Raw genomic sequence first — 24,043 nt, 5'->3', positions numbered from 1 at the left:
TGCGACCTGATAAAATGACCCTTTCAATGAATTCATTTATACAAGAGCTGCAGTGGAGAGGAATGCTCCAGGACATGACCCCGGAACTCGAAGAGCATTTGGCCAAAGGGATGGCGTCTGCATATCTCGGTTTTGATCCGACGGCAGACTCGCTTCATATCGGACATTTGGTGGGTGTGATGACGCTCCTGCACTTTCAGCGGGCAGGACATAAACCTTTTGCTTTGGTTGGCGGCGCGACTGGAATGATCGGCGACCCCTCTTTCAAATCTTCGGAAAGAAACCTGCTTGACAAAGCCACACTGGATCACAATGTCGCTTGTATTCAAGGTCAGCTATCCAAGTTCCTGGACTTCTCCGAAGGCACTTCCAATACAGCCGAACTGGTCAACAACTTCGACTGGATTTCACAGTTCTCGTTTTTGGAGTTTATCCGCGACGTCGGCAAACACATCACGGTGAATTATATGATGTCCAAGGACAGCGTAAAAACCCGATTGGAAGATGGAAAAGGACTTTCGTTCACCGAGTTCAGCTACCAGCTGATTCAGGGGTACGACTTTTATCACCTTTGGAAAAACAGAAACTGCTCAATCCAACTTGGAGGATCGGATCAGTGGGGAAATATCGTCACGGGCACGGAGATGATCCGAAAGATGGGCGGCGGAAGTGCATTTGCACTGACCGTTCCTCTGATCACAAAGGCCGACGGCACCAAGTTTGGCAAGACCGAAGGTGGCTCTGTATGGCTCGATCCGGAGAAGACCTCTCCTTACGCATTCTACCAGTTTTGGCTGAATGTTTCGGATGAGGACGCGAGCAAATACATCCGGATCTTCACCGTGTTGGATCAGGCAACTATCGAAAGTCTCGAGGCTGAGCATGCCGAAGCTCCACACTTGAGAACTTTGCAAAAGGAAATCGCCAAGCAAGTAACCACGATGGTTCACAGCGAAGCCGATTTTGAGATGGCGGTAAAAGCTTCTGAGATCCTCTTCGGAAAATCTTCCACCGAGGACTTGGCTTCACTGGACGAACGGACTTTCTTGGCCGTTTTCGAAGGCGTGCCGCAGGTTCAGCTCAGCAAAGAAGAATATGCGGGACTTGAAAATATCCTGGATCTGTTCGGAGAAAAAACCCATGCCCTGATCTTCGCATCAAAGGGCGAAGCTCGAAAGATGATCCAAGGCGGCGGTGTCAGCATCAATAAGGAAAAACTCACTGATCCGAACGCAGGCGTTAACTTCAGGCTGCTTCAAGGAAAGTACTTACTGATCCAAAAAGGGAAGAAAAATTACTTTATTTTGGAAGTAAAATAAACTATTGAACATCAGCCGAAAAGGCCTCAAAATCAAATTTGAGGCCTTTTTTATTTTCTACCCGACAACTTTTTTACGTTTTTTTTGACCCTGATTTAATACCTTTGTGCCAGATTTTGAAACCTTGAAATAATCGGCATGGCTGGAGAAAAAAACAAAGAAAAACTCATCTTGGATTCTGCTGTGGCGCTTTTCACAGCCAAGGGATTTCAGGCAACCCGGATGGAGGACGTGTCCAAAAAAGCCGGAATCAGCAAAGGACTAACTTACTTTTATTACAAAAACAAAGAAGACTTGTTCATGGCGCTGACCAAAAAGGCCTTTGATCAGTTTAGGGAAGAATTTAGAGAAGTGCTCCGCTCCAAAGGAAAAAATGGCATTGAGATGCTTGTCGATCTGATGACCAAGCTTGTCAATTTTGCCAAGGAACAACCCGTTTATTATCAGGCTGTTTTGAACTTTTTGGATGTCTTGAAGAAATACAACCATCCAGAGTCAAGAAAGGAAATCGATCCACTGATTTTAGATTCCGTGCATTTTCACAAGCTCTTGGAGATTCACCACGAACCGATCAAACTGGGAGTTCAGATGGTTTCACAAGGTATCAAGGACGGCAGTATCAGACCGGAACTGCAGCCCGAAATCACCTTCTACACCGTCTGGGCGATGATCATCGGATTTGAAAAGATGAGCGGTCCGGTAGGGTTTGAAGGGAAAGAAACCAAAGTCAGCCCTGATGCCTGGCAACCCGGCTTCTCCAAACTGATGCAGGATATGCTGCGGGGGACGATTCAGGCGAGCCGTCCTGCGACGGTCCAAACGAGTCTATTCTGATGAAAAGACTAGCCCTTTTTTCAGGAATCGTAAGTCTTGCATTCTCCTGCACTATAAAAACTGAAGTTGATCTTTTGATCAAAAACGCATCAGTCATTGAATTGCAGTCAGGCCAGATTCTACCGGATCAAGTAGTCTTGATTGAGGGCGATTCCATTTTTCTGACTGGCGGCGACACATTGCTTTCGGAATATTCAGGCAAAACAGAAATAGACGCCGAATCCAGATTCCTCATGCCAGGACTGTGGGACAATCACGTGCATTTTGGCGGAGCGGAATACGTGAATGAAAACGAACAGCTACTCCCACTCTATCTTGCCTATGGAGTAACCGCAGTTCGTGATGCTGCCGGAGATATTCCGATCGAAGTGCTGAAATGGAAATCGGAAATAAACTCCGGTCAGCGGATTGGACCACGGATCTTTACCTCCGGCCCAAAGATCGAGGGTATCAATTCTGTATGGCCGGGCGATCTGGAAATCGGAACTGAAGAAGAGCTGGATGCAGCTTTGGACTCACTGGAAAAACTCCAGGTAGATTTTGTCAAGATCACGGACAACGCACTTTCCGCAGAACTCTTCCTTTCCGCTACGCAAAAAGCCAAAGCCCGTGGTTGGTCAGTTTCTGGCCATGTCCATCCCGGAATCACGTTGGATGAAATCTCCAAAGCCGGATTGACGACCATTGAGCATCAGGGATATCTGCTGCGAGCAGCCACTCAGGAGGAAACCCGCATTCGGGATGAACGACTTTCAAACACCCTTTCATCAGCAGATGCCAATAAATTACAGTTCAGCACTTTAAACGACTCAGTTGCAGAAGCAAATTTCAGAAAATTTGCCGCTCAGGGAACCGGCATCGTTCCGACTTTACTGATCAGCTACAACATCGCCTACCTGGATTCCTTGGACTTTTCGGGCGATACGATCCTGAATTATTTGGGGCCAAAGCTGAAGGAAAGCTACCAATGGAGGATTGAGCGCTATGCTCAAGAAGACGCTGCAAGCAGAAAAAACCGCAAGATGCAATTTGAGGCTTCGGCCAGACTGCTGCCCTTGGTGCTGAAATCAGGCATGAAAATCATGGCAGGAACAGACGCTGGATATCTTAATACGTACGACTTTCCAGGACTTGCCATTCACCGGGAATTGGCTTTGATGGTGAAATATGGATTGACTCCACTCGAAGCATTGCAGGCATCTACGATCAATGGACCGGCTTACTTTGACTTGGAAGGCGAGTATGGCTCAGTCTCCGCTGGAAAAAAGGCAAATTTGGTCTTACTCAACAAAAACCCGCTGGAAAACATAGAAAACACGCTTTCGATCGAATCTGTGATTATCGAAGGAAAATACCTGTCCAGAACAGAACTGGATCGAATGCTGGCAGAGATTAAGGCTTGGGTGAAGGAGAAAGAAGAGAAGTGAATGCGACCTTGACTAGCTGGAAGTTTAAGTCCGTTGAAAAAAATCAATTTTATGAATATTGCGGAGGTCAGTTCGTTTTGAATTGGCCTCCGCTATTTTAGCTGCTTTGGAAACAAAATTTCTTGCATTTCCAATCTAACAACAAAAAGGCTAGCTCAATTGAACTAGCCTTAGTGATATTGTCCTCCTCTGTGTATTGTCGAATCGCTTGACTGGTTGCAAAAAGATTGCTTCAGGGGATTTATGCGTTTGCCAGCATCCTATCTACGATCTCCCCTTACCAATGACGACACCTTCGGATTTTTATCTTGTGCCTTACGTCTTGATACTTTTTCTATCTACTCTTCCAAAGGTCCTTCATCTGTCTTCCATTGACTAGCAGAACAAATCTTGCAGGATTAGGGATCATCACAATTCTGACATCCATCTTGTCAAATTGGTCCGACTCGATCGGAACGCCGACATTGCCACTGACTTCATAGGTCACGACTCCGTTCGCATCGGGAAGCATTTCCTTGTAGGCGTTTGCCAAGTAGGCAGTGGGAAGCAAGACGTCGGTATCAGACTTCAATTTGGCGTAGATCTTATCCAACTGAGGCTCAAGGGCCTCCTCATACTCGTCGTTGAAATCATCCTCAAGGTCATGTAATGCCTCTTCTAGATCGTCATAGCTTTCGTCGCTATAGTCCATCTTGCTGAGTTGATTTCTTTTCTTTACGATTTCGGTAAGTTGCTGATCCAGCTGTTCCCAATTCATGGAGTGGTTTGGTTTGATGAAAGTGCAAAGATGGCCAATCCTTCTTTTTTCACCGAAAGAATCACAGAGAAATTAACTAATCAGGAGAATTTTTCCATTTCTTCCAGGTTTTGCAAAAGCTTCCAATGCAGCTTGAAAGTCCTCCAGTTTGTAGCTGTTTGCGACATCGATCTTTGAATTTTCCGAGACTAAAAACCCAAACACTTCCCGGAAGGCTATCGCCCGTTCCTGATCGTTCAATTCCGCCATCCAAGTAGAGAGCCAAAATCCCTCAATGCTTAGGTTTTTGAAGATCAGTAGACCGCTGTTGATCGGCATGTTGTCCAAGGCCAAAGCTCCAAATACCATCATCCTCCCTTTTGGACGAAGACAGGCTAAAGCTTTTGCCCCAAGCACTCCTCCTACCGCATCAAAAACTACCTGGATTCCGCCGTCCGTTTTCTCCGGGACAACCTTTTGAAGTTTCTCAGTTTCGGTGTTGATGACCAGATCAGCTCCCAAATCTTTCAATACATCCTTCTGAGAATCATGTCGAACCGTGGCGGTGACCAGGATCCCTTTCGCTTTGGCCATCTGAATCGCAAACTTTCCGAAAGCAGAAGCCCCCGCCGTGATCAGCAGCCATTCTCCGGTCTTCAAACCTGATTGTTCAAGCATGCCATAGGCGGTCATTGGATTGACAAAAGCCTGGCAAGCCACCTCATCCGGCATTGCATCGGGCACCGGTATCACCAATGATGCGGGCAAAGTGAGGTACTCCCGCCAAGTACCTACCGAGGTGAACATCACACGGGTTCCCTCCTTTACTTTTCCGGCACCATCACCTTTTTCAACCACACCGCAAGCCTCAAATCCTGCACTACTAGGTAATTTGGGAGCTATTCCATACATCCCTCTGATAAACATGACATCTGCCGGGTTGATATTTCGAGCAGTCACACGGATTAATACTTCGTGCGGCTTTGGGCTTGGAATGGGGCTTTCTCGGAGTTGCAAAACCTCCACGGGCATCCCGATTTCTTCAAAAATGAGCTCTTTCATTGGAATTTTTTTGGTTTAAAAATCAACCCTAATATCAGCTAATAAATTCAGACGAATAGCTTCTCTGGATTTTCTCGCACTTCTCTAAAACCAAAGATTAAAATAATCTTTCTCAATAATCAACAACCATACGATTGCTTCGGGACGTGTTTCATCTAGACAATTGCCAAGTAAAACGTCCTGATGCTGAGCAAAATAATCAAGACTCCGACACCCACCATCAGGTGTTTCGGCTTGATCAACTTACAGATGTAGGCTGCAAACGGCGCTGCGATGATTCCGCCAAGAATCAGCCCCAAAACCGGCGCAAGACTGAGTTCTTTCACAAAAAACAGGAAAGTCGACGAACTCGCAAGCGAGACAAAAAACTCAACAAAATTGCCCGTTCCGATAGCATATCTGGCGATTTTGCCTTTGCTGACCAAGGTGCTGTTCACAATCGGTCCCCATCCGCCGCCGCCGACCGCATCTGCAAATCCGCCCGTCGTCGCCAAGACGGGAAGACTTCGACTGTCCCGATTGAATTTGGAGACATGTTTTTTCTTCACCTTTCTCAGAATCACTATCCCCATCACAAAAAGGTACAATGCGATCACCGGCTTGACCATTTCCCCATCGACATTAGACAGCAAAAAAGCGCCTATGATCGAACCCAGTACACCAGGGATCAGCAGTCTTTTGGCCAACTTCCAGTCTACATTCCCCATTTTCCAATGTGAAATCCCCGATGCCAAACTTGTAAAAACCTGGGCAAAATGAACCCAAGCAGAAGCCGATGCCGGAGGAATCCCAATCCCCAACAGGATCGAGTTGCAACTGACCCCATATGCCATCCCCAAAGCGCCATCGATACTTTGCGCGACAAAACCAACCAGCAAAAACCAGAGGAACATTTCCGTGTCCAGTTCCCAACTTTTGATCGATTCGGTCAAAGTTTGGGTGACCATCAGAACGAAGATCATTGCTGAAAACGCAAAAAACATGGACCAAAAGGGTTCCGTGCGCAGACGAAGGAGTAGTTTTTCGAAGAAAGGCTTCACAGGTGGCTAGGTTGAGAAGCCAAACTTACAAACAAATCATCAATATCCTACCTGCGTTATAGGGTATATAGGTTTGTTGCAAAAAAAACAAACTTCAGCTTAGCGAAAAATCGATTATTTAAACAGGATTCAACACGCAATGATCCGTTTTTCAGCATAGATATTCACCTTTTCCCAAGTTGGAAAACTACACTCATTTACTACTTCAAAGAATCTCCGCCAGGTTTTTTAATCGATCCAGCCCCTCTAGCAACTCCGCATCATCTTTGGCGAAGCAAAAGCGGATGATCTTATCGTCGCGTTTGTCGGAGTAAAAAACCGAGATTGGAATGCAGGCAATTTTGAGTTTTCGCGTCATTTTCTCCGCAATCTCTCGGTCACCGATTTGAGAGAGATGGCCGTAGGATGCCAGTTGGAAAAAACTTCCGGTACTTGGAGTGAACCTCAAGTCTGTCTCCCCTAATCCCTTCACGAACAGGTCTCTTTTCTTTTGATAAAAATCCAGAATGGAAAGGTATCGCTCTGGCACCTCCAGGTATTCGGCCAGCGCGTATTGAATGGGCGTCACCGTACTAAAGGTGATGTATTGATGGACTTTGCGAAACTCCGCGGTCAGCTCGGTCGGAGCGATGCAATAACCAATTTTCCAGCCCGTCACATGAAAAGTCTTTCCAAACGAGCCACAAACAAAGGTTTTTTGGCGCAACTCGGGATGCGAACCCAAAGAAATATGCTTCAATCCATCGAAGGTAATGTGCTCGTATACTTCGTCGCTCACGACGTAGATTTCCCGATGGCGTATTAGGGCAGCAAGTTGATCCACATCGGCTTGCGACCAAACAAATCCGCTCGGGTTATGTGGCGAATTGACCAGAATCAGGCGGGTTTTGGGTGTGATGGCATCTTTTACCTTTTCCCAATCCACAGAGAAATTTCCTGCATTGAGCGGCACGTACACGGGAATACCCCCATTTAAGGTGATGGCCGGCTCGTAGCTGTCATAGGCCGGCTCCAGGACGATGGTCTCCTCTCCGGCTCGGAGAATCGCTGTGACCGCCGCAAAAATCGCCTCGGTCGCCCCGGAAACTATGGTTACTTCCGTCTCAGAATTCGGCAAATATCCTTGCGTCCGTCGAGTTTTCTCCGCAAGCCGCTCACGAAGCTGGGGAATCCCAGACATTGGTGCATATTGATTGAACCCCTCACGGGTATATTTCGCTACCAGATCCAGCAACACAGGGTCTGCTCCAAACCCCGGAAATCCCTGAGAGAGGTTGATTGCGCGTTCCTCTGTAGCCATGCGCGACATGACAGTAAAAATAGTTGTCCCGATATGGGGAAGTTTGGACGTAGGAGCCATCGTTTGGGTAAAGTAAGTGCGGAAAAACAACTCCAAGAACGCACTTTTCCTAAAAAAAGGGCATGAAAAAAGCCGCAAATGTCTTGCGGCCTTAGTCTAGGATAATTTAATTAAGAGTGGTTAGTTGATGTGTTCTCCGGCATTTTTGGCAAGAACCTTTCCTTTTTCCAAGCCTTTTTCCAAGCTCTCAAGTCCGGCAGCCTTCAATTTTTTTCCAATGTCTTCACTGGTCTTTTGCAACTCTCCCAACAGCTTTACCAGCTTATCTTTTTGAGGGCCAATCTTCTCTCTGTTTTGATAAAGAAAGTATCCCGCGGCAAGACCTGAAGCAAGTCCGGCTAGCCAATAGGTCATAGTTTTTTTTGAGGTAGTCATGATTTTAGCATTTAGTGGTTATACAATTAAATTAAGAATGGTGAAGCGGTTTTTCTATGCTGATCCTGAGGAGGAATATGGCGAATTACGATGTTTCACCTTCTTATATCCACGGATCAAAAGCTTTTAGGTTGTAGAATTAGCGCAATTCTTTTTAACGAAACCCTAAACCTAAAACCGATTAAAAAACCGACTCTACGTATTCTATCCAATCACCGTGCCTTTTCCAACAAATCCCAGAAACACATTGTGAATCAGTGACAACCAAGATTCCAGCGGTTCTATCGAAATAATCATTGGTCTTTTCTGGGACATATTTGGGGAATCATTCCCCATAGCGGAATGGAAGGAGGGGTTTGGCGCTTGCAAACGTATTCAAATGGTCAGAAAACCTAATTCTGATTCGTCTCAAGCACTTTCCCCTGATTTACCCAACTATGCATTAGACTTTCTATTACGAGCCGCTTGTTGCGACAGAATAAACTGCTTCACTACATTGTGACTCTCTTCTCGGCTCCTGTTACACAATCCCGGTTTAATTTCCCGAATTGAAGTACTTTAGAGTAAATCTTTTTCCGATGAAAATATCCTTCAAACAGGCTTTGGCAATTTTCACTTGCTTGATCTTTGCATTTTCTGTCAAAAGTCAGACGCCCATCCGACTCCTTCCGGCAAACCCCCATTACTTTGAATACAATGGAAAACCACTTGCCCTCATCACTTCTGCGGAGCATTATGGAGCGCTGATCAACCTTGATTTTGACTACAAAAAATACCTTCAAACCCTGCATGATGAAGGAATGAACTACACCCGGATTTTTACCGGAAGCTATTTCGAGATTCCTTCAGCCAGTTTCAGTATAAAGCATAATTCCCTGGCACCGCAAGCCGGAAGTCTCCTCACACCCTGGAATACGCAGGAAGAAAACGGCAGGATAAAGTACAACTGGAACAGCTACAATCCCGAATATTTCGCACGATTAAATGATTTCATGAGCTTGGCCCAAAGTCTGGACATTATCGTGGAAGTCACGCCCTTCTCTTCAATCTATAGCGATGAACACTGGGAAATCAATCCTCAAAATCCAAAAAACAGGGTTGGTGGCACCGACGATCTAAACCGACAATTGGCCCATACGCTTCAAAACGGGGAATTAACAGAACTGCAAAAAAGTTATGTAAGAAAACTGGTAGACGAGCTGAACGGCTTTGACAACTTCTTTTTTGAAATCCAAAATGAACCGTGGGCGGATCGTAGCAGATCGGTCATCAATCTGATCAACAAATACGATGTGAGCGGAGAAGACTGGATGAACAAGGTGGATGTCGCAGATCAAGCTTCCTTGGAATGGCAGGAAGAGATGATCAAAACCATAGTCGAAGCTGAAAAATTGCTACCCAAGAAACACTTGATCGCGCAGAACTACAACAATTTCTACGCACCGATTTTGAGTGTTTCAGAGCACGTATCCATCCTCAATTTTCATTACAACTGGCCCGAGTCGGCGGAGATGAACTACCACTGGAACAAGGTCATCGGGTTTGACGAAAGTGGCTTTGCAGGAAGTGAAGATCTGGTCTATCGGCGGCAAGCCTGGGCCTTTATGCTTTCCGGAGGAGGACTTTTCAACAACTTGGACTATTCCTTTTTCTCCGGACAAGAAGGGGGAACGCTAGAAAATGAAGCTCCGGGGGGCGGAAGTAAGGCATTGAGGAGTCAGTTGAAGATCCTGTCGGAATTCATGCACGAGTTGGATCTCGCCAACACGGTTCCCGACAAATCCCTCGTGCAAGCCGCCCCGGGTTTGCTGACTTTTGCGTTGAAAAATGGAAATAAAGGATTCGCTGTCTATGTCATCGAGGCGGGAACGAACGACTCCTTCTTTACTTTAACAATCCCAGCTGGAACCTATGAACTAGAAGAACTCGACCCCATAAGCGGCAAGCGAAATTCGCTTGGAAGTTTTGAAGTGACCAAGTATCCTCTCAAAATAGTCGTCAAACTAAGGCAGGGAGAAATGGCGTACAGAATCGTGAAAAAATGAAGCAGCTCAGTTTTACCGGCACTTTGGGCAGGTTTGATTTCAATCACTGGAGCTATCATATTCCGGTGCCGGATGACATCGCGGCTCAAATGATGGATGAGAATCACCGGCGCGTGCTGATTTGGATCGACGGCGACGGCCCACATCATATGGCCTTGATGAAAGCCAAGGAATGCTGGTATATTCTGGTCAATCAGGAGCTGCGAAAGAAGCTAAGTCTGGAGGAGGAAAAGGTGATAGCGGTAAAAATCGGGAGAGACCACAGCGAATTTGGACACGATGTACCGGAGGAACTCCAAGTGCTGCTCGATCAGGACGAGGAGGGAAATGGCTACTTCCGAAAGCTTACTCCCGGTAAACAGCGTGGCCTGGTCTACATCGTGACCACGGTAAAAAATCCCGAATCCCGTATGAAAAAGTCGCTGGCAATCATGCACCATCTCAAACTGGCCAAAGGAAAACTGGACTACAAGCAGCTGAACGTCTTAATCAAACACTACAACAATTTATAACCTACTGATCTTTAAAGATCAATGAATTAAAGAAATCCTGTTATTCTACTTCTCGTTCCGTTTTTCAAAAACAGGTACATTGAAATCTGAAATTATCATCCAGAAATCAGGCATGACTTCCCTTCGTTTCCCAAAAGATACATTTGGTTTGGATTTAAAAAACCGCAGATTTGAAGTGCTGTGGTAGCGATGCTCACTCGGACAACGTTAGGTCATTAAATCAAAAAACTATGCAAAAAATATATTCCTTGCTTCTACTCTTAGTATTCGTTTCGTTTTCTTTTGCCTGTAAGGACGAAGACGGAGATCCCTTGGACGTTTTTCGGGAAATCGCTTTCAATAGTCTCACTGTAAGTGAAAAAGCGACTGTCAACAATGATTGGAAGCAGGCCGAAGTCGGTGCTTGGGTTGACGGGTATTATTTGGTGGTATTTGAGAGCACCGATGCAGGACTGGCCGATATCCGGGTAGTCGTGGATCCGACGAACGGGACAGTTGTAGAAATCCTGCCCAGGATATAGCCGTTAGGAATGCCATGAATGCTACCTACACGATCAATTGTGACCTAGGCGAAGGTATACCGCACGAAGACAAAATCATCCCCTGGATTGACTTGGCCAGCATTGCATGCGGCGGACATATAGGCGATAGGAATTCGATCGCCGCAAGCTTGGATTTGGTAAGAAAGTTCGAAAAAAAAGCAGGAGCTCATCCCTCCTATCCCGATAGAATAAATTTTGGAAGAAAAACTTTAATAATCGCTCGCAATGATCTGATTAATAGCGTTAAAAAACAAATCCAACTGTACCTGGAAATAGCTAGTTTCAAAGGTATTCCCGCAGATCACATCAAATTTCACGGAGCATTGTACAATGACGCTGCCGAAGATCAAGCACTGGCAGAACTGCTTGCAACTTTCCTAAAAAACGAGTTCCCCGGAATTCCGCTTTTCGTCCCACCCCAGTCCGAACTGGAGAAAGCCGCTTTGGCAAACCAACTGCCCATCCGCCTGGAAATCTTTGGCGATCGAGCCTATCAAGACGATCTCAAACTTGCCCCTAGAAAAACCCAAAACTCGCTATTAATTCAAACAAATCAGGTAATTTCTCATTTGGAAACCATCTTGCTCTCTGGTCAGCTCACAACCTGGTCAGGGACACTGGTTCCTATCCAGGCGGATACGCTTTGTTTTCACGGAGACAATCCCGGAATTTTAGAATTTTTGCCACAAGTGAGAAAACGATTTTGGCAGTAAAACCTCAATATATCGCACTCAGCCCTATGCTTGGCGAATTGCACTGGAACGAGCCTGCATCGGATTCCTTGCTTGCAAAACAATTGGGGTGGCTGAATTTTATCAACAAAGAGTTTGAAGACCAGGTAGTTGAAAGAAGACAGGGATATACCGCTTTAAGTATTTATTGGAAGACCGCTGAAAATCAAACTGCTTTTCAAAATAAGCTGAGCAAATTTCGAGTTCACAATCATGAACTTTCTTCAAAAATCTGGGAATTGCCCGTTTGCTATGATCCGAAGTACGGGCGGGATCTAGGCTCACTGGCAGTGCAGCATCGATTGACCGCCAATGAGTTGATCCAGCTTCACTCGTCCGTGACTTATCGGCTCCATTTTTTTGGCTTTCTTCCCGGATTCATGTACCTCAATGGACTGTCTGAGCAACTACATACGCCGCGTAAACCGGTGCCAGATCGAAACGTAGATGCAGGATCCGTCGCCATCGGAGGTGCGCAGACTGGGATATATCCGATGGAAAGTCCCGGTGGCTGGCATCTCATCGGCAGGTGTCCTGTGAAACTCTTCGACCCGGAGAAAAATCCTCCTGTATGGGCGGAGCCTGGCGACCGCATCAAATTCGAGCCCATTGGTTTGGATGAAATGGAGCAACTGCTGCAAAACCAACCAATACCCAAAAGCCAATGAACCGGGAACTCGCCAAAGCCAGCGTTCTGAAAACCGGCCCGGGAACGTCAATCCAGGACTTGGGACGTCAGGGTATGGCCAATTTCGGAGTCCCGATCTCCGGAGCCATGGATCAAAGAGCCCTGCTATGGATCAATCATTTGCTTCAAAACGATGAAAACGCCGCTGTCCTGGAGATTTCACAGCCGGGCTTTAGCATCCGTTTTGACACTCCGACCAGTATTGCGCTGGCAGGTGCTTTGGTCGATGTCAAGCTAAACGGAGTGCAAATCCAAAATCCCGCCATCATTCCGATACACCTTCACGGCGTCTTGGAAATCGGAGCCTTCAAATCCGGGGCGAGACTCTATCTGGGTATCAAGCACGGGTTTCAGTCCAGCGTGATTCTCGGTTCCAGGAGTTTCTATCAGGGGCTTACGAGCCTGTCGCAACTGAGCAAGGAGGACAAAATACCTTATTTTGTAGATTCCAACCCGATTCACCAACATAACGCAAAAGCCAAATGGTCTTCCGATTGGTATCGAACTGAGACTATCTTAGCGTACCCAGGGCCGGATTTTTCCTTGCTAGATACCGAAAGCAGGGAAAAATTAATCGGAGAACCGTATCGGATTTCAACTTTTTCCAATCGGATGGGGTTGCAACTGTCAGAACTTTTGGAAAATGAACTTCCTGAGCTGCCCACCAATCCGGTATTTCCAGGGATGGTTCAGCTTACCTCGGGGGGTAAATTAGTGATCCTTCTGAAGGATGCCCAAGTCACTGGCGGATATCCCCGGGTGCTCTATTTAGATGAAAAAAGCCAAGGAATCGTTGCGCAAAAGAAACCTGGCGAGCAACTCAGATTCAGTCTGATTTCATCCAAGGCCGCCAAGAATGACCGTGACTCGATTCGATGATGTCGAATCTTTTTCGTACGATTTCCAAAAAAAAGCACTGGCAATTTGAGCAAAGCCAAATCTGCTGTTATCTTTCATAAACAACTTTTATAACCCGAACAACAATGGACGCAGGCCTAAAAGCGAAAATTATGGATCAGGGAATGGACCCTGACACCGTTGCAGTACAAATCAACAGCTTCAAAAATGGATTTCCGTTTCTGAAAATCACCGCCCCAGCCATACCTGGGGAAGGCATCCGGGTACTTTCCGAAGAAGAATTGGCTCGTTATACCAATACCTATCCGCAAAAGGCTGCACAGCTCGAGGTTGTCAAATTCGTCCCGGCATCTGGTGCCGCCTCCCGGATGTTCAAAGACCTATTCTCCTTTTTGGATGGAGACGGAGACCTGGCAAAAAGTGGATTTACCCAAAAATTCATCAACAACTCCGGGAAGTTCGCCTTTTATGCGGACTTAGACGCTGCTCTCAAAGCGCAGGGTAGCAGTCTCCAAGCTTGCTTGGATGAGGGAGATTCCAAAAAGATTGTGGCGGCACTGCTCGACGAAGAGGGACTGGGTTATGGCAGTTTGCCAAAAGGATTACTCCGTTTTCACGCCTACGATTCTGAAAATCGCACACCAGCCCAAGAACATCTCGTCGAGGGAATGCAATATGCGGTCGGAAAAGGCAATACTGTCAAAATACATTTCACTGTTTCTCCTGAGCACGAAGAAAAATTCAAAGCTGAGATTGCCAAAGTTCTTCCTGTACTGAAGACAGCCAGCGGTTTGAACTTTGAAGTGAGCTACTCTCAGCAGAAAAAGTCCACGGACACAATCGCGGTGAATATGGACAACAGTCCATTTGTCGAAGACGACGGCAGCCTGCTCTTCAGGCCAGCCGGGCATGGTGCGCTGTTAGACAACTTGAACGACATTCAGGCCGATCTCATTTTCATCAAAAACATCGACAATGTGGTGCCGGATCGGATCAAGGGAACGACTAAAGACTACAAGATGGCCATCGCGGGTTTACTTCTAGAAGTACAGGAAAAAGTCTTCCAGGCGCTCAAAGGGATGGATAGCGAATACGTAGATGCTTATACCGAGAAGGCAGAAAAAGTATTTACTGAGGATTTGGGAGGGAGACTTCCTGGTGACTTTGACACAAAGTCTCCCCAAGAAAAAACTGCATTTCTCAAGACAAAGCTCAACCGACCGATCCGTGTCTGCGGAATGGTAAAAAACACTGGAGAACCAGGCGGCGGTCCATTTTGGATTCAGGAATCCGATGGTTCACAGTCACTTCAGATTCTTGAAACGGCCCAAATAGACCTGAATGACCCGGATTCAAAGGAGCATTTCCAAGCCTCTACACACTTCAATCCAGTAGATCTGGTTTGCGGAACAAGAGATTACCAAGGAAATTCGTTTGACTTGATGAAGTTCAGAGATATGCAGACGGGCTTTATTACCGAGAAATCAAAAAGCGGTCGGGATCTTAAAGCTTTGGAACTTCCCGGACTCTGGAACGGAGCAATGGCGGGTTGGAACACACTGTTTGTCGAAGTTCCCCTGATCACTTTCAATCCTGTGAAGACGGTAAACGACTTACTAAGAGACGAACACCAGTAGAGACGCAAGATTATAGATAAAAAGCCAGTGAAACTCTCGTCTCACTGGCTTTTGCATTTTAGGCCCTGGTTTTAGCGTTTAGGCTCTTATCTTTTTGAAAACTGTAAATCAAATATCCCAACGACGGCAAGATAAAGATACTGCCGATCAAAAGTGCCCAGGCAAGGGTCTCGATCGGTTTACCGATGGCAGCAGCATTGAAGAGAGTGAGGTTTTCACCGGCACTCGTGATCACGAGATCGGGAAAATAGTGGTAGCCAAAGGCCGCTAGAATTGCAGTTACCACGAACCCGGCCAAAGTTCTGCATGGCAAACGTCCTGCAGTCGGAAGCTGAATCCAAAGCATAATCATTGCCACCGTCGCCAAGAGCAAGATCCCTAACGTGATCCACTCTCCAATCAACAGTCCTACTAGCGGAACCTTCTGAAGCTCTGCGGCGAGGAAGACCAATCCCCCCGCCAAGACAGTAGCCAGAATAAACATGCGGGACCTTCTCACCAAAAAAGCTTTTTCCCGCTCGTTTTCTGACTCGCCCACCAAAAACACCGCAGCCAAAAATCCGCAGATCGTCACGGTAAACATGCCGACTGAAACGGCGAACCCATTCAGCCAAGGCCAAACAAAGGCATCAAGAAAACCCACAGCATCACGATCAATCTCCCCACCTACCAAGGCACCGAAAATCAACCCCAGAAAGAAGGGCGTCACAAAGCTGGAAACGGTGAAAATCAGATTGTAAACTCGCTGCATGTCATCCTGCACTGCATCATAGTGCCGAAACACAAAGGCTGTCCCTCTGCCAATAATCCCAAAAAGCATCAGCAACAACGGAATGTGCAAATGGGTGGAGAGCAAAGCATAAACACTCGGAAATCCGACAAACAATATCACAATGGTGATGATCAGCCACATGTGATTGGCTTCCCAAATCGGCCCGATGGTTTGATAGGTCGTCGTCCGGATGCGGTCCTGCATCCTAGACGGCGTAGTAATCTCGACGATTCCGGCACCAAAATCCGCGCCTCCGAGCAAGACGTACAACAATATTGACAAACCCAGAAAAATGATAACAACGTAGAGCATCAGCTTGAAGTTAAGATCCTACTTTAGTCGAATCCCCATATATACCCGAGTCTTTTTGGAGAGATTCAGGAATAGCTTTAATCTGTCGGATCAGCAAAAAAGTCACCGCCACGGCCAGGGAAAGGTAGATTCCGATGAACAAATATAGGGAATAGGCGATACCGGGAATCGGACTTACGGCATCTGCGGTTCGCAAGACTCCATAGATAATCCAAGGTTGCCTACCCACTTCGGTAACCGTCCAGCCCGCTTCAAGTGCGATGAAGCCGAGGGGTGTCCCCAACACAAACAACCACAAAAACCAGCGTGTGCTGAGCCATTCCTTCTTTTTCCACCGGGAAAAGAAAAACAACAAACTCAAGCCCACCAGCACCATTCCCAAGCCCACCATAATCTGAAACGCGATGTGAGTCACCACCACCGGCGGCTGATCCTCCTCAGGAAACTGATCCAAGCCGATCACCTCCGCTTCAAAATCTCCATGGGCCAAAAAACTCAGCGCACCGGGAATCTCGATGGCATAATCCACTTTCTTGTTTTCCACATCGGGAAGACCTCCTATGATCAGTGGGGCGGATTTGCTGGTTTCAAAGTGACCTTCCATCGCGGCAAGCTTTGCCGGCTGTCGTACGGCGATGTCTTTCGCGGAAATATCTCCAGAAATCGGCTGCAAGACCGCCGCCACAGCGCCAAAGACCAAAGCAATCAAGAAGGCCTTTCGATGAAATTCAACCTGCTGCCCCTTTAGCATCAAGTAGGCGTGAATCCCAGCCACAGCAAATCCAGTTGCAACAAACGCCGCCAAAGTCATGTGTAAAGCTTGCGAAAACCACGCATCATTAAACATCGCCGCGATGGGATCGATATTCAGATATTGTCCATCTACAAAATCAAATCCTGCTGGACTATTCATCCAGGCATTGGCTGCCACCACCAAGATCCCCGACGCCAACCCGCTGACTCCGACAACCACTCCGGTGAACCAATGAAACCAAGGATCGAATTTATTCCAGCCATAAAGGTAAAAGCCCAGCGCAATAGCTTCAATGAAGAACGCAGTGCCCTCAAGGGAAAAAGGCATCCCGAAGATTGGCCCAGCGTGCAGCATAAACTTGGGCCAGAGCAGACCGAGTTCGAAGGAAAGCACCGTGCCCGAGACAGCGCCAGTCACAAAGAAAATCGCCACACCTTTGCTCCAGGCTTTGGTCAAATCCCTGTAAATAATCTTTTTGGTTTTGAGGTATTTGTAATGGGATGTAGCCATGAAAAACGGCATCACCATCCCGATGCAGGCAAAAATGATATGAAAACCCAGTGACACGGCCATTTGCCAACGGGCTGCTAACAAATCCTCCATCAATTTTTGAGTAAAATTAGTTGAATTGAAAAATAGACCACTACATGACTGACGCTTTATACAACGCCTTGGTTCCCGGTATAGAAAATATTTTTTGATTCATCTGCCGCTCGGCGACAAAATAGGTTGACAGTCAAGAGCTGGGGCATTTATCCAAAATTCCGGGCGAATTTACCCCGATTTCAAATCTCTTTTGTACAAATCTTTAAATTATCAGTTGATTTTTTTAGCTTAAATGCAAATCGAAATTGAATGTACGTAAACAGGCACTACCATATCTGGAGCACGGTTCGCTGGTCCAAAAAACCCCTACTCAATGCACTTCTCTACTCCGCAGCGATCATCGTGCTCTATGAAATCACCGATATTCCATTTTCCCTCCCTTGGCAGCCGATTTCTGTCATCGGTATCGCGGTGGCCTTCTACCTGGGGTTCAAAAACAACAGTTCCTACGACCGTGCCTGGGAAGCCAGAAAAATCTGGGGGGCCATCGTCAACGACAGCCGATCTCTGGCAATCGGAATTTTGAGTTTGGCTTCGAATCAGGTTCCTTTTGAATGGAAAAAAAACTTCATCTTTCAGCACATCGGCTGGGTCATGGCGCTGAAGCATACCATGCGAAAAGGCAAGACCTGGGAGCATAACTCCAAGATCGAAAACCTTGTTTTTACTCCGTACTTCCGTGAGGAAGGGCTCAAAGGAATGGAGGCTGAACTGGTAAAATACCTCAGTTCAGAAGCGATCCAAAAGCTCAAAGGCTTGACCAACATTCCGATTCAGCTCCTGAAAGCTCAAAGTCTGGAATTGAAAAAACTGGAAGAAAGCGGCGGAATCACCGAATACAAACACGTGTGGCTACAGCAATTGATCGCCCGATTGATCGACAACCAAGGCGCGTCCGAGCGGATAAAAAACTTTCCCTTTCCAAGGCAGTATGCATCCACCGGTCTATTTATCAATTACATCTTTTGCGCACTGATCCCATTCGGCCTACTGGACATTTTCGCCCAGTCCGAAAGCCTACACTATTGGCTCACTGTACCCTTTTCCACGATTATCATCTGGATCTTCTTTTTGGTGGATCGGATTGGGGACTACTCCGAAAACCCTTTTGAGTCGGCCTACAACGATGTCCCGATTTCCTCGATATCAAGGGTGATTGAAATTGATCTGTTGGAGATGTTGGAGGAAAAAGACGTTCCGAAGCCTTATCCTGTAGAGAATGGATTTTTGATGTAGCAGAAATCAAAGCTCACCTTCACCAATCCCCTATTCAGACTGCGAAACGAAAGTAGGTCTTCCAGCCGTTTTTGATCAGTCCACCCGCTTGTTCGTCTTCAGATACGCCATCAAATTTACGATTTCGGCTTGAGTTAGATTTTCAAAAAGTCCCGTAGGCATCATGGAGACATCGGTGACTTCCCGGGAAAGAATGCTGGACTTGTTGATCAGCAGCTGATCCTGCCCGACGATCCGCATCGTCACTTGGCGTTCATTTTCGGAGATGATGTTGCCCGAATACGTCCTTCCGTCTCGCGTATTGATCACCACCATCTTGTACGCATCTTGGATTTCGAAGCTCGGCTCCAAGACATTCATCAGGATGTATTCCGAGTCAGTTCGGTTCGAGCCGGTGAGATCCGGGCCGATGATGCCGCCTTCTCCGTACATCTTGTGGCAACTGCCGCAGGATTTTGCAAAGACGGTTTTGCCGATCTTGAGATCCGACGTTGCCAAAGCATTTGGACTCAGCATCGCGCGGTATTTGTCATAGGCCCCCTGATTACTGGGCACGGACTCGATCGGGCCCCAAACCTCGATAAATCCACTTCCCACCACCCGAAGAAGCTGACGGGCGACGCCTGCCGGCACTTCTGATTTCGCGATCTTTTTCGACTTGATTTCTTGTGTCAGCAGGTTACCATAACGAGGTCGGGAGGAGAGCGTTTGCATGGCTTCGAGTTTTTCGTCGGGAGAAAATTTAGAGTAATTCTCCAAAAGCATTTTCCCCAAAGACTCATTGTCAAAAGCTGCAACGGAGCGGATGGCATCCATCTTCATCGCAGATTCCTGTAGTAAAGACGGGATTTCAGCCGGTAGGGTCTTCTGCTGCTGCGCTGCCAAAGTTTGAAGCGCTTTCCTTCGTTGTTCGACGTTAAGCGTTTTGTTTTTCAGCGTTGCAAAAGCGCGTTGCGTCGCTTCAGCGTCTCCAAAAAGCCCTGAAATCTCCAATGCCAGCGCTTGTTTCTTTCCGCCTGATCGACCCATTTTTTCAGAGACTTCTTTCCAATTGGACGGGAATTTCAGATCCGTCCGACCTTCCATTCCGCTCAGCATTCCTGCCATCAGCAACTCCGAATTCGCGCCTCCTTTTCCGATCAGCGTGACGAGTTTCTCCAGTTCATTTCCGTCCACTGCTCTCCTGGCAATATTTTGGGTAACGAAAGTGAGTTTCGAAGCAGCGCCCAATTCCAGAAATTTGTCAGTGTTCAACACAAACAGCGGTTCAATCCCGTACCAAAGCATCTTGGGCAGGTTGTGGTCTTTTTCTTCTTCGCCGTGCTGGATGAGGCTTTGGGCGATTCCCCACTTTTCCGCAGTCGGAACCCGCTGCACCGCTGCTGCCAAATACAGCCTCACGACTGGCGAAATGTCATCTTTTGCCATCGTCCTAAATTTCGTCAATGCCTCCTGCGATGGCTTCATATCTTCGCAAAGCAGCTGGATCGCCCAAGCACGAACGTAGGGATCGCTGTCCGAAAGGGAATTGATCAGCTCTTTCTCCGAAAATCCACTGGTCTGATGAAGCGTCCACATCGCCCGAAGTCTCCAGTCGGCATTTTTGTCTTTCTCAAAAATCGATTTTAATGCCGCGTTTGTTGTGGGTTGAAGCTTTTTGTTTACCGCTCTTTTTTGGAGAATTCCCCGTGCTCTTCGCGCATGCCAATCCGAGGGATTGGTTTGGAATGCCACGAGTTGCGCATCAGTCATTTTGTTCAGATCGGAGTACCTGCCCGGGAAATTTTGCGCCAGCGATTTCTCGGGCATAATCCTAAAGATCCGCCCTGTTTCCTCATTCAAGACCTCTTTGCCACAGATGTCGGCATCATGCCAATCCAGCGCGTAAAGACCGCCATCAGGCCCGATTTCCATACTGAACCCAACCCATTGGGCATTGTTGGCCAGCATAAATTCATCTCCGTGTTTGCCTTCAAACCCCGAACCTTTGGGAATCAGGATGTCGGAAAGCACGCCATGCTCGTGGATATTGGCCATGAAGATCCTACCCTTTTCTTCGGCAGGGAATGCATCCGATTGGTAAACCCGTGCGCCCCCATGGGCGGAGCGATGGCTGTGGTTGGCGATGGTTTTGATGTCTTCGTAGACATAGGGATTGAAATGCTGTCCTCCCTGTCGATGGTAGATTCCGCCGGGAACGACATGCCAAAGATGGGGAATCACGCAGGCGCTCATGAAGAGCTGTCCCTTGGCGTCGTAGTCGATACCCCAGGGATTGCTGAAGCCGTGGGCGACGACTTCAAAACGATCCTTGACAGGATGGTAACGCCACACACCGCCATTGATATCAACTCCCTCTTTTTCCAAAAGATCTTCCGGAAATTCGTCCTTGTGGTAGTAGAGTTTTGCGTCGCTTTCATTTTTGGGCTTGCGGATCTTGGATGGTGTCGCAAAACCCTGCAAACCGTAGAGCCAACCATCCGGCCCCCAATGCAGACTGTTGAGCGTCTCGTGGCGGTCTCGGATTCCCCATCCGGTGAGCAGGATTTCGACGTCGTCCAAGTCAGCTTTGTCGTCCTGGTTTTTGTCGGGGACAAAAATCAAATTTGGAGGTGCTCCGATAAATACCCCATCGAAGCCTACGGCAATAGCAGCCGGAAAGGCTAATCCTTCCATGAAAACGCTTTGCTTGTCAGCCGCGCCATCTCCGTCGGTATCTTCCAAAATCAGAATTCGGCTATCACCCGAGTTGGAAAAGCCATGTCCCCTGGATTCGTAGTCCTTATTTTCCGCAATCCAAAGTCTGCCCCGATCATCCCAGCAAAACGCCATCGGCTGAGTCATCATGGGTTCGGATGCCCAGACGTTGACCTTGTAACCTGGCTTGACGGTCATAGCCTCTACGGCTTCCTGGGCAGTGAGAAATTTGGCGTTTCGGCCTTCCTCCTGAGCTATCCCCCAAAGTTCGGTGGTGTTGTACATGCCTTGTTTACCGGAAAATTTTGACCAAGATTCCGTCAATTTCAGATCATTGAATTCGCTGGTATAGACCAAAAGACGAAGCTTGATCGTCTCGGTCTTCCCGCTTTCGATCAGCCAATCGCCATCTCTGGTAAATGCCGGGCCGAGTCCAAGTTGCCCGTCCACCCGCCATTTGTTTGGATAGCCCCGGTTTTCAGGATGGTCGAAAATCGCCACATTGACCCGGTCTTCCCGACCTTCTACCCTCATGCCGACATTGATCCACATAGCCGGCTGCCCTTCTGCCTGCTCATTCTTTTGCCGGGCTGCATTGACGATTTCTCCATCGATTCCCTCTTTCCAGGGCATTCTCAGAAACAAGCTTCCGTAGTCATATTGGCCGATGGTGACTTCGGTTTTGGCTTCGCCTTTCCACTCCAGATCCAACACATATTTCCCATCCATTTCACTCATCGTCCAGTTTTGGCTTTCTTCCAAAACCGGATTGCCCAGAGAATCCAGGAGCTGATAGATCGTCTGCCACTTGACTTGCTCGCCGGATTCTTCGACGATATTCAGCGCGACTTTTTTCCAATAGTCTCCCTGCGGGTTGTGGAAATAGTCTCGGCCATTTACCCGGGTCAAACCCCAATAGAGGCCTGTTTGATGCTTATGGTGTCCGGGACTGTATTCAGTGAGGACACCTTTTCCGTCAGGAGAAAGAAAAGGATGGATGTAGGGGCGAAAACCTTCCTTGGCATTTTGGACAAGTATGGGCTCCGATTCTCCATCTCTCAAAACTGAAATCGTTCCCTCCGTTTTATTTTGGACCAGTGAGAGCGTTGTGGGTTCAAGGTAAGACTCCAATTCACCGGTAGTTTTGGGTTTGCAACTCAGTGCGAGCAGAAAAAATAAAAATCCAAAAAGGAGCGGGGTACGGGACAAAGTCATAGGATTGAGGTTCTTTGGGTTGGGGTAGAAAAGCTGTCAAATGACTCACAGACTTTCTCAGACATAATATAGAAAAAGCGGGATAAAATAGGGAAAGGGCGTTTCAGAAAGTACCACTGTCGGCTGGCGGATGGGCTGGCAAACCAACCTTCCACGCCCCTTTTCAAGTCCATGCTGACTTTTCGGTATCTCTTGGTTGGCTACCAAAATAATTTCGCTATGTTAATTCCAAATTCGATCTCCGATGAAAAACACAACCAGATTGGTGCAGTTGATCCATCCCGAGCTTGGGCGTCGAGTCGCACGGGTCATGGAACCGAGCCTTTTTCTTTTGCAAAACTTTCAATCGATCTATGAACTGGCGTTGGCGGCACTTGACAGTGGAAAAGGGCTGAAGGATTTGATCATTTCGAGCATGGCTGAGGAGTCGCTCGACTACAATTCAATCTACGAAAGCAAGAGCGCATGGAGTCTGCTTCCTTCATTTGATCATCCCGATTCCCCATTTTCCTGCATGGTGTCCGGTACCGGTCTTACACACCACAATAGTGCGCTCAACAGGCAGATGATGCATAGCCAACAAACCGAGAAGCCTACGGATAGCCTTTTGATGTACGAAATGGGAGTCAAAGGCGGCGCACCGAAGGCCTGGGAAATTGGCGTGCAACCGGAGTGGTTTTACAAAGGAAACGGTGCCGTACTTCGTGGACATGGGCAATCGCTCGAAGTGCCTTCCTATGGAGAAGACGGAGGAGAAGAGCCGGAAGTCGCCGGGCTATACCTCATCGACCGGACAGGTAAACCCTGGAGAATTGGATTCACCACCGGCAATGAGTTCTCAGATCATGTCATGGAAAAGGTCAACTACCTCTACCTCGCACCTTCCAAAATCAGGCAATGTGCCATTGGGCCGGAGGTAGTCATCGATGGGGATTTTGATAGCTACTCGGGAGAAGTCTCCGTCTCTCGCGACGGGCAGCTCATCTGGAGTGCGGCGATCAATTCGGGCGAAAAGAACATGTCACACAATCTGGCAAATCTCGAATACCATCACTTCAAATATGAATCCCATCGCATTCCACTACAAGCCCACGTCCATTACTTTGGGGCGGATGCCTTTAGTTTTGGAAATAAAATCGTGTTGGAAAACGGCGACAAGATGTCCGTCCGCTGGAATCGACTGGGTCGAGCGCTGGAAAATTCAATTTATCTGGCACCAAAGGATCAAATGCCGCTGGATATTCAGCAACTCTAGTCAATCAACTAACTACCTTTGTTGTGATAG

At 47.4% G+C, this 24,043-nt stretch carries 20 protein-coding genes; 12 read left to right on the top strand and 8 right to left on the bottom strand.

Features of this window, described 5'->3' with window-relative positions; all coding sequences use genetic code 11:
* The first annotated feature begins 26 nt into the window (after nucleotides 1-26).
* From tyrS to ABD031_RS21845, 3 genes are all read left to right on the top strand, one after another.
* A complete protein-coding gene (tyrS, locus tag ABD031_RS21855; protein ID WP_343855139.1) occupies nucleotides 27-1,319 on the top strand; it encodes a tyrosine--tRNA ligase in 1,293 nt (430 codons plus the stop codon).
* A gap of 138 nt (nucleotides 1,320-1,457) precedes the next feature.
* Complete coding sequence (locus ABD031_RS21850) at nucleotides 1,458-2,153, top strand: TetR/AcrR family transcriptional regulator (protein WP_343855138.1); 696 nt, start codon at nucleotides 1,458-1,460, stop codon at nucleotides 2,151-2,153.
* A complete protein-coding gene (locus ABD031_RS21845; RefSeq protein ID WP_343855136.1) occupies nucleotides 2,153-3,580 on the top strand; it encodes an amidohydrolase family protein in 1,428 nt (475 codons plus the stop codon). The genes ABD031_RS21850 and ABD031_RS21845 overlap by 1 nt, the downstream gene beginning before the upstream one ends.
* A gap of 334 nt (nucleotides 3,581-3,914) precedes the next feature.
* On the opposite strand, the gene ABD031_RS21840 is transcribed toward ABD031_RS21845, so the two are convergent.
* From ABD031_RS21840 to ABD031_RS21820, 5 genes are all read right to left on the bottom strand, one after another.
* Nucleotides 3,915-4,337, bottom strand: a complete 423-nt coding sequence (locus ABD031_RS21840; protein WP_343855135.1) for a hypothetical protein — start codon at nucleotides 4,335-4,337, stop codon at nucleotides 3,915-3,917.
* A gap of 72 nt (nucleotides 4,338-4,409) precedes the next feature.
* A complete protein-coding gene (locus ABD031_RS21835; protein ID WP_343855134.1) occupies nucleotides 4,410-5,378 on the bottom strand; it encodes a zinc-dependent alcohol dehydrogenase family protein in 969 nt (322 codons plus the stop codon).
* Between the two features lie 155 nt (nucleotides 5,379-5,533).
* Entirely contained in the window at nucleotides 5,534-6,418 is an 885-nt protein-coding gene (locus ABD031_RS21830) for a sulfite exporter TauE/SafE family protein (RefSeq protein ID WP_343855131.1), read from the bottom strand.
* A gap of 205 nt (nucleotides 6,419-6,623) precedes the next feature.
* Nucleotides 6,624-7,778 carry a methionine aminotransferase gene (locus ABD031_RS21825; RefSeq protein WP_343855130.1) on the bottom strand — a complete coding sequence of 385 codons (1,155 nt, stop codon included), beginning with the start codon at nucleotides 7,776-7,778 and terminating at the stop codon, nucleotides 6,624-6,626.
* A gap of 120 nt (nucleotides 7,779-7,898) precedes the next feature.
* The gene (locus tag ABD031_RS21820) at nucleotides 7,899-8,153 is read right to left on the bottom strand and encodes a hypothetical protein (protein WP_343855129.1); all 255 of its coding nucleotides are present in this window, start codon (nucleotides 8,151-8,153) and stop codon (nucleotides 7,899-7,901) included.
* A 578-nt stretch (nucleotides 8,154-8,731) separates the two neighbouring features.
* On the opposite strand from ABD031_RS21820, the gene ABD031_RS21815 reads away from it, so the two are divergent.
* The 7 genes from ABD031_RS21815 (at nucleotide 8,732) to ABD031_RS21785 (ending at nucleotide 15,166) form a co-directional block, all read left to right on the top strand.
* The gene (locus ABD031_RS21815) at nucleotides 8,732-10,198 is read left to right on the top strand and encodes a hypothetical protein (RefSeq protein ID WP_343855128.1); all 1,467 of its coding nucleotides are present in this window, start codon (nucleotides 8,732-8,734) and stop codon (nucleotides 10,196-10,198) included.
* Nucleotides 10,195-10,710 (top strand): YdeI/OmpD-associated family protein, encoded by a 516-nt coding sequence (locus ABD031_RS21810; RefSeq protein WP_343855126.1) that lies wholly within the window; start codon nucleotides 10,195-10,197, stop codon nucleotides 10,708-10,710. Before ABD031_RS21815 ends, ABD031_RS21810 begins: the two co-directional genes overlap by 4 nt.
* Before the next feature lie 230 nt (nucleotides 10,711-10,940).
* Nucleotides 10,941-11,231, top strand: coding sequence for a hypothetical protein (locus ABD031_RS21805; protein ID WP_343855125.1), 291 nt, complete (start codon nucleotides 10,941-10,943; stop codon nucleotides 11,229-11,231).
* Nucleotides 11,232-11,245: 14 nt separating this feature from the next.
* The gene (locus ABD031_RS21800; RefSeq protein WP_343855124.1) at nucleotides 11,246-11,965 is read left to right on the top strand and encodes a LamB/YcsF family protein; all 720 of its coding nucleotides are present in this window, start codon (nucleotides 11,246-11,248) and stop codon (nucleotides 11,963-11,965) included.
* Nucleotides 11,956-12,651, top strand: coding sequence for a 5-oxoprolinase subunit PxpB (gene pxpB, locus ABD031_RS21795; RefSeq protein WP_343855122.1), 696 nt, complete (start codon nucleotides 11,956-11,958; stop codon nucleotides 12,649-12,651). Before ABD031_RS21800 ends, pxpB begins: the two co-directional genes overlap by 10 nt.
* The gene (locus ABD031_RS21790) at nucleotides 12,648-13,550 is read left to right on the top strand and encodes a 5-oxoprolinase subunit C family protein (protein ID WP_343855121.1); all 903 of its coding nucleotides are present in this window, start codon (nucleotides 12,648-12,650) and stop codon (nucleotides 13,548-13,550) included. Before pxpB ends, ABD031_RS21790 begins: the two co-directional genes overlap by 4 nt.
* Before the next feature lie 104 nt (nucleotides 13,551-13,654).
* Nucleotides 13,655-15,166, top strand: coding sequence for a DUF4301 family protein (locus ABD031_RS21785; RefSeq protein WP_343855120.1), 1,512 nt, complete (start codon nucleotides 13,655-13,657; stop codon nucleotides 15,164-15,166).
* 58 nt (nucleotides 15,167-15,224) lie between these two features.
* Here the strand turns inward: ABD031_RS21785 and ABD031_RS21780 are convergent, their stop codons facing one another.
* Together ABD031_RS21780 and ABD031_RS21775 are read right to left on the bottom strand one after the other, a co-directional pair.
* On the bottom strand, nucleotides 15,225-16,250 hold the full coding sequence (locus ABD031_RS21780) for a cytochrome d ubiquinol oxidase subunit II (protein ID WP_343855117.1): 1,026 nt from the start codon (nucleotides 16,248-16,250) through the stop codon (nucleotides 15,225-15,227).
* 10 nt (nucleotides 16,251-16,260) lie between these two features.
* Nucleotides 16,261-17,607: a cytochrome ubiquinol oxidase subunit I gene (locus ABD031_RS21775; RefSeq protein WP_343855115.1), complete on the bottom strand. Its 1,347-nt coding sequence runs from the start codon at nucleotides 17,605-17,607 to the stop codon at nucleotides 16,261-16,263.
* Nucleotides 17,608-17,859: 252 nt separating this feature from the next.
* Between ABD031_RS21775 and ABD031_RS21770 the strand changes: the two genes are divergently transcribed.
* On the top strand, nucleotides 17,860-18,846 hold the full coding sequence (locus ABD031_RS21770; RefSeq protein ID WP_343855113.1) for a bestrophin family protein: 987 nt from the start codon (nucleotides 17,860-17,862) through the stop codon (nucleotides 18,844-18,846).
* 75 nt (nucleotides 18,847-18,921) lie between these two features.
* Here the strand turns inward: ABD031_RS21770 and ABD031_RS21765 are convergent, their stop codons facing one another.
* Nucleotides 18,922-22,674 (bottom strand): PVC-type heme-binding CxxCH protein, encoded by a 3,753-nt coding sequence (locus ABD031_RS21765; RefSeq protein WP_343855111.1) that lies wholly within the window; start codon nucleotides 22,672-22,674, stop codon nucleotides 18,922-18,924.
* A gap of 328 nt (nucleotides 22,675-23,002) precedes the next feature.
* On the opposite strand from ABD031_RS21765, the gene araD1 reads away from it, so the two are divergent.
* Nucleotides 23,003-24,013 (top strand): AraD1 family protein, encoded by a 1,011-nt coding sequence (araD1, locus tag ABD031_RS21760; RefSeq protein ID WP_343855109.1) that lies wholly within the window; start codon nucleotides 23,003-23,005, stop codon nucleotides 24,011-24,013.
* Nucleotides 24,014-24,043: the final 30 nt, after the last annotated feature.

This window comes from Algoriphagus jejuensis (assembly GCF_039523455.1).
GTDB lineage: Bacteria > Bacteroidota > Bacteroidia > Cytophagales > Cyclobacteriaceae > Algoriphagus > Algoriphagus jejuensis.
The sequence above is the reverse complement of the archived record's forward strand: the minus strand, read 5'-3'. Positions and strand labels throughout refer to the sequence as shown.

Excerpts from the sequence above, each read along its gene's own strand:
- tyrS (WP_343855139.1), top strand. The coding sequence starts at position 27 with ATGAATTCATTTATACAAGAGCTGCAGTGGAGAGGAATGCTCCAGGAC.
- ABD031_RS21850 (WP_343855138.1), top strand. The coding sequence starts at position 1,458 with ATGGCTGGAGAAAAAAACAAAGAAAAACTCATCTTGGATTCTGCTGTG.
- ABD031_RS21845 (WP_343855136.1), top strand. The coding sequence starts at position 2,153 with ATGAAAAGACTAGCCCTTTTTTCAGGAATCGTAAGTCTTGCATTCTCC.
- ABD031_RS21840 (WP_343855135.1), bottom strand. The coding sequence starts at position 4,337 with ATGAATTGGGAACAGCTGGATCAGCAACTTACCGAAATCGTAAAGAAA.
- ABD031_RS21835 (WP_343855134.1), bottom strand. The coding sequence starts at position 5,378 with ATGAAAGAGCTCATTTTTGAAGAAATCGGGATGCCCGTGGAGGTTTTG.
- ABD031_RS21825 (WP_343855130.1), bottom strand. The coding sequence starts at position 7,778 with ATGGCTCCTACGTCCAAACTTCCCCATATCGGGACAACTATTTTTACT.
- ABD031_RS21820 (WP_343855129.1), bottom strand. The coding sequence starts at position 8,153 with ATGACTACCTCAAAAAAAACTATGACCTATTGGCTAGCCGGACTTGCT.
- ABD031_RS21815 (WP_343855128.1), top strand. The coding sequence starts at position 8,732 with ATGAAAATATCCTTCAAACAGGCTTTGGCAATTTTCACTTGCTTGATC.
- ABD031_RS21810 (WP_343855126.1), top strand. The coding sequence starts at position 10,195 with ATGAAGCAGCTCAGTTTTACCGGCACTTTGGGCAGGTTTGATTTCAAT.
- ABD031_RS21805 (WP_343855125.1), top strand. The coding sequence starts at position 10,941 with ATGCAAAAAATATATTCCTTGCTTCTACTCTTAGTATTCGTTTCGTTT.
- ABD031_RS21800 (WP_343855124.1), top strand. The coding sequence starts at position 11,246 with ATGAATGCTACCTACACGATCAATTGTGACCTAGGCGAAGGTATACCG.
- ABD031_RS21790 (WP_343855121.1), top strand. The coding sequence starts at position 12,648 with ATGAACCGGGAACTCGCCAAAGCCAGCGTTCTGAAAACCGGCCCGGGA.
- ABD031_RS21785 (WP_343855120.1), top strand. The coding sequence starts at position 13,655 with ATGGACGCAGGCCTAAAAGCGAAAATTATGGATCAGGGAATGGACCCT.
- ABD031_RS21780 (WP_343855117.1), bottom strand. The coding sequence starts at position 16,250 with ATGCTCTACGTTGTTATCATTTTTCTGGGTTTGTCAATATTGTTGTAC.
- ABD031_RS21775 (WP_343855115.1), bottom strand. The coding sequence starts at position 17,607 with ATGGAGGATTTGTTAGCAGCCCGTTGGCAAATGGCCGTGTCACTGGGT.
- ABD031_RS21770 (WP_343855113.1), top strand. The coding sequence starts at position 17,860 with ATGTACGTAAACAGGCACTACCATATCTGGAGCACGGTTCGCTGGTCC.
- araD1 (WP_343855109.1), top strand. The coding sequence starts at position 23,003 with ATGAAAAACACAACCAGATTGGTGCAGTTGATCCATCCCGAGCTTGGG.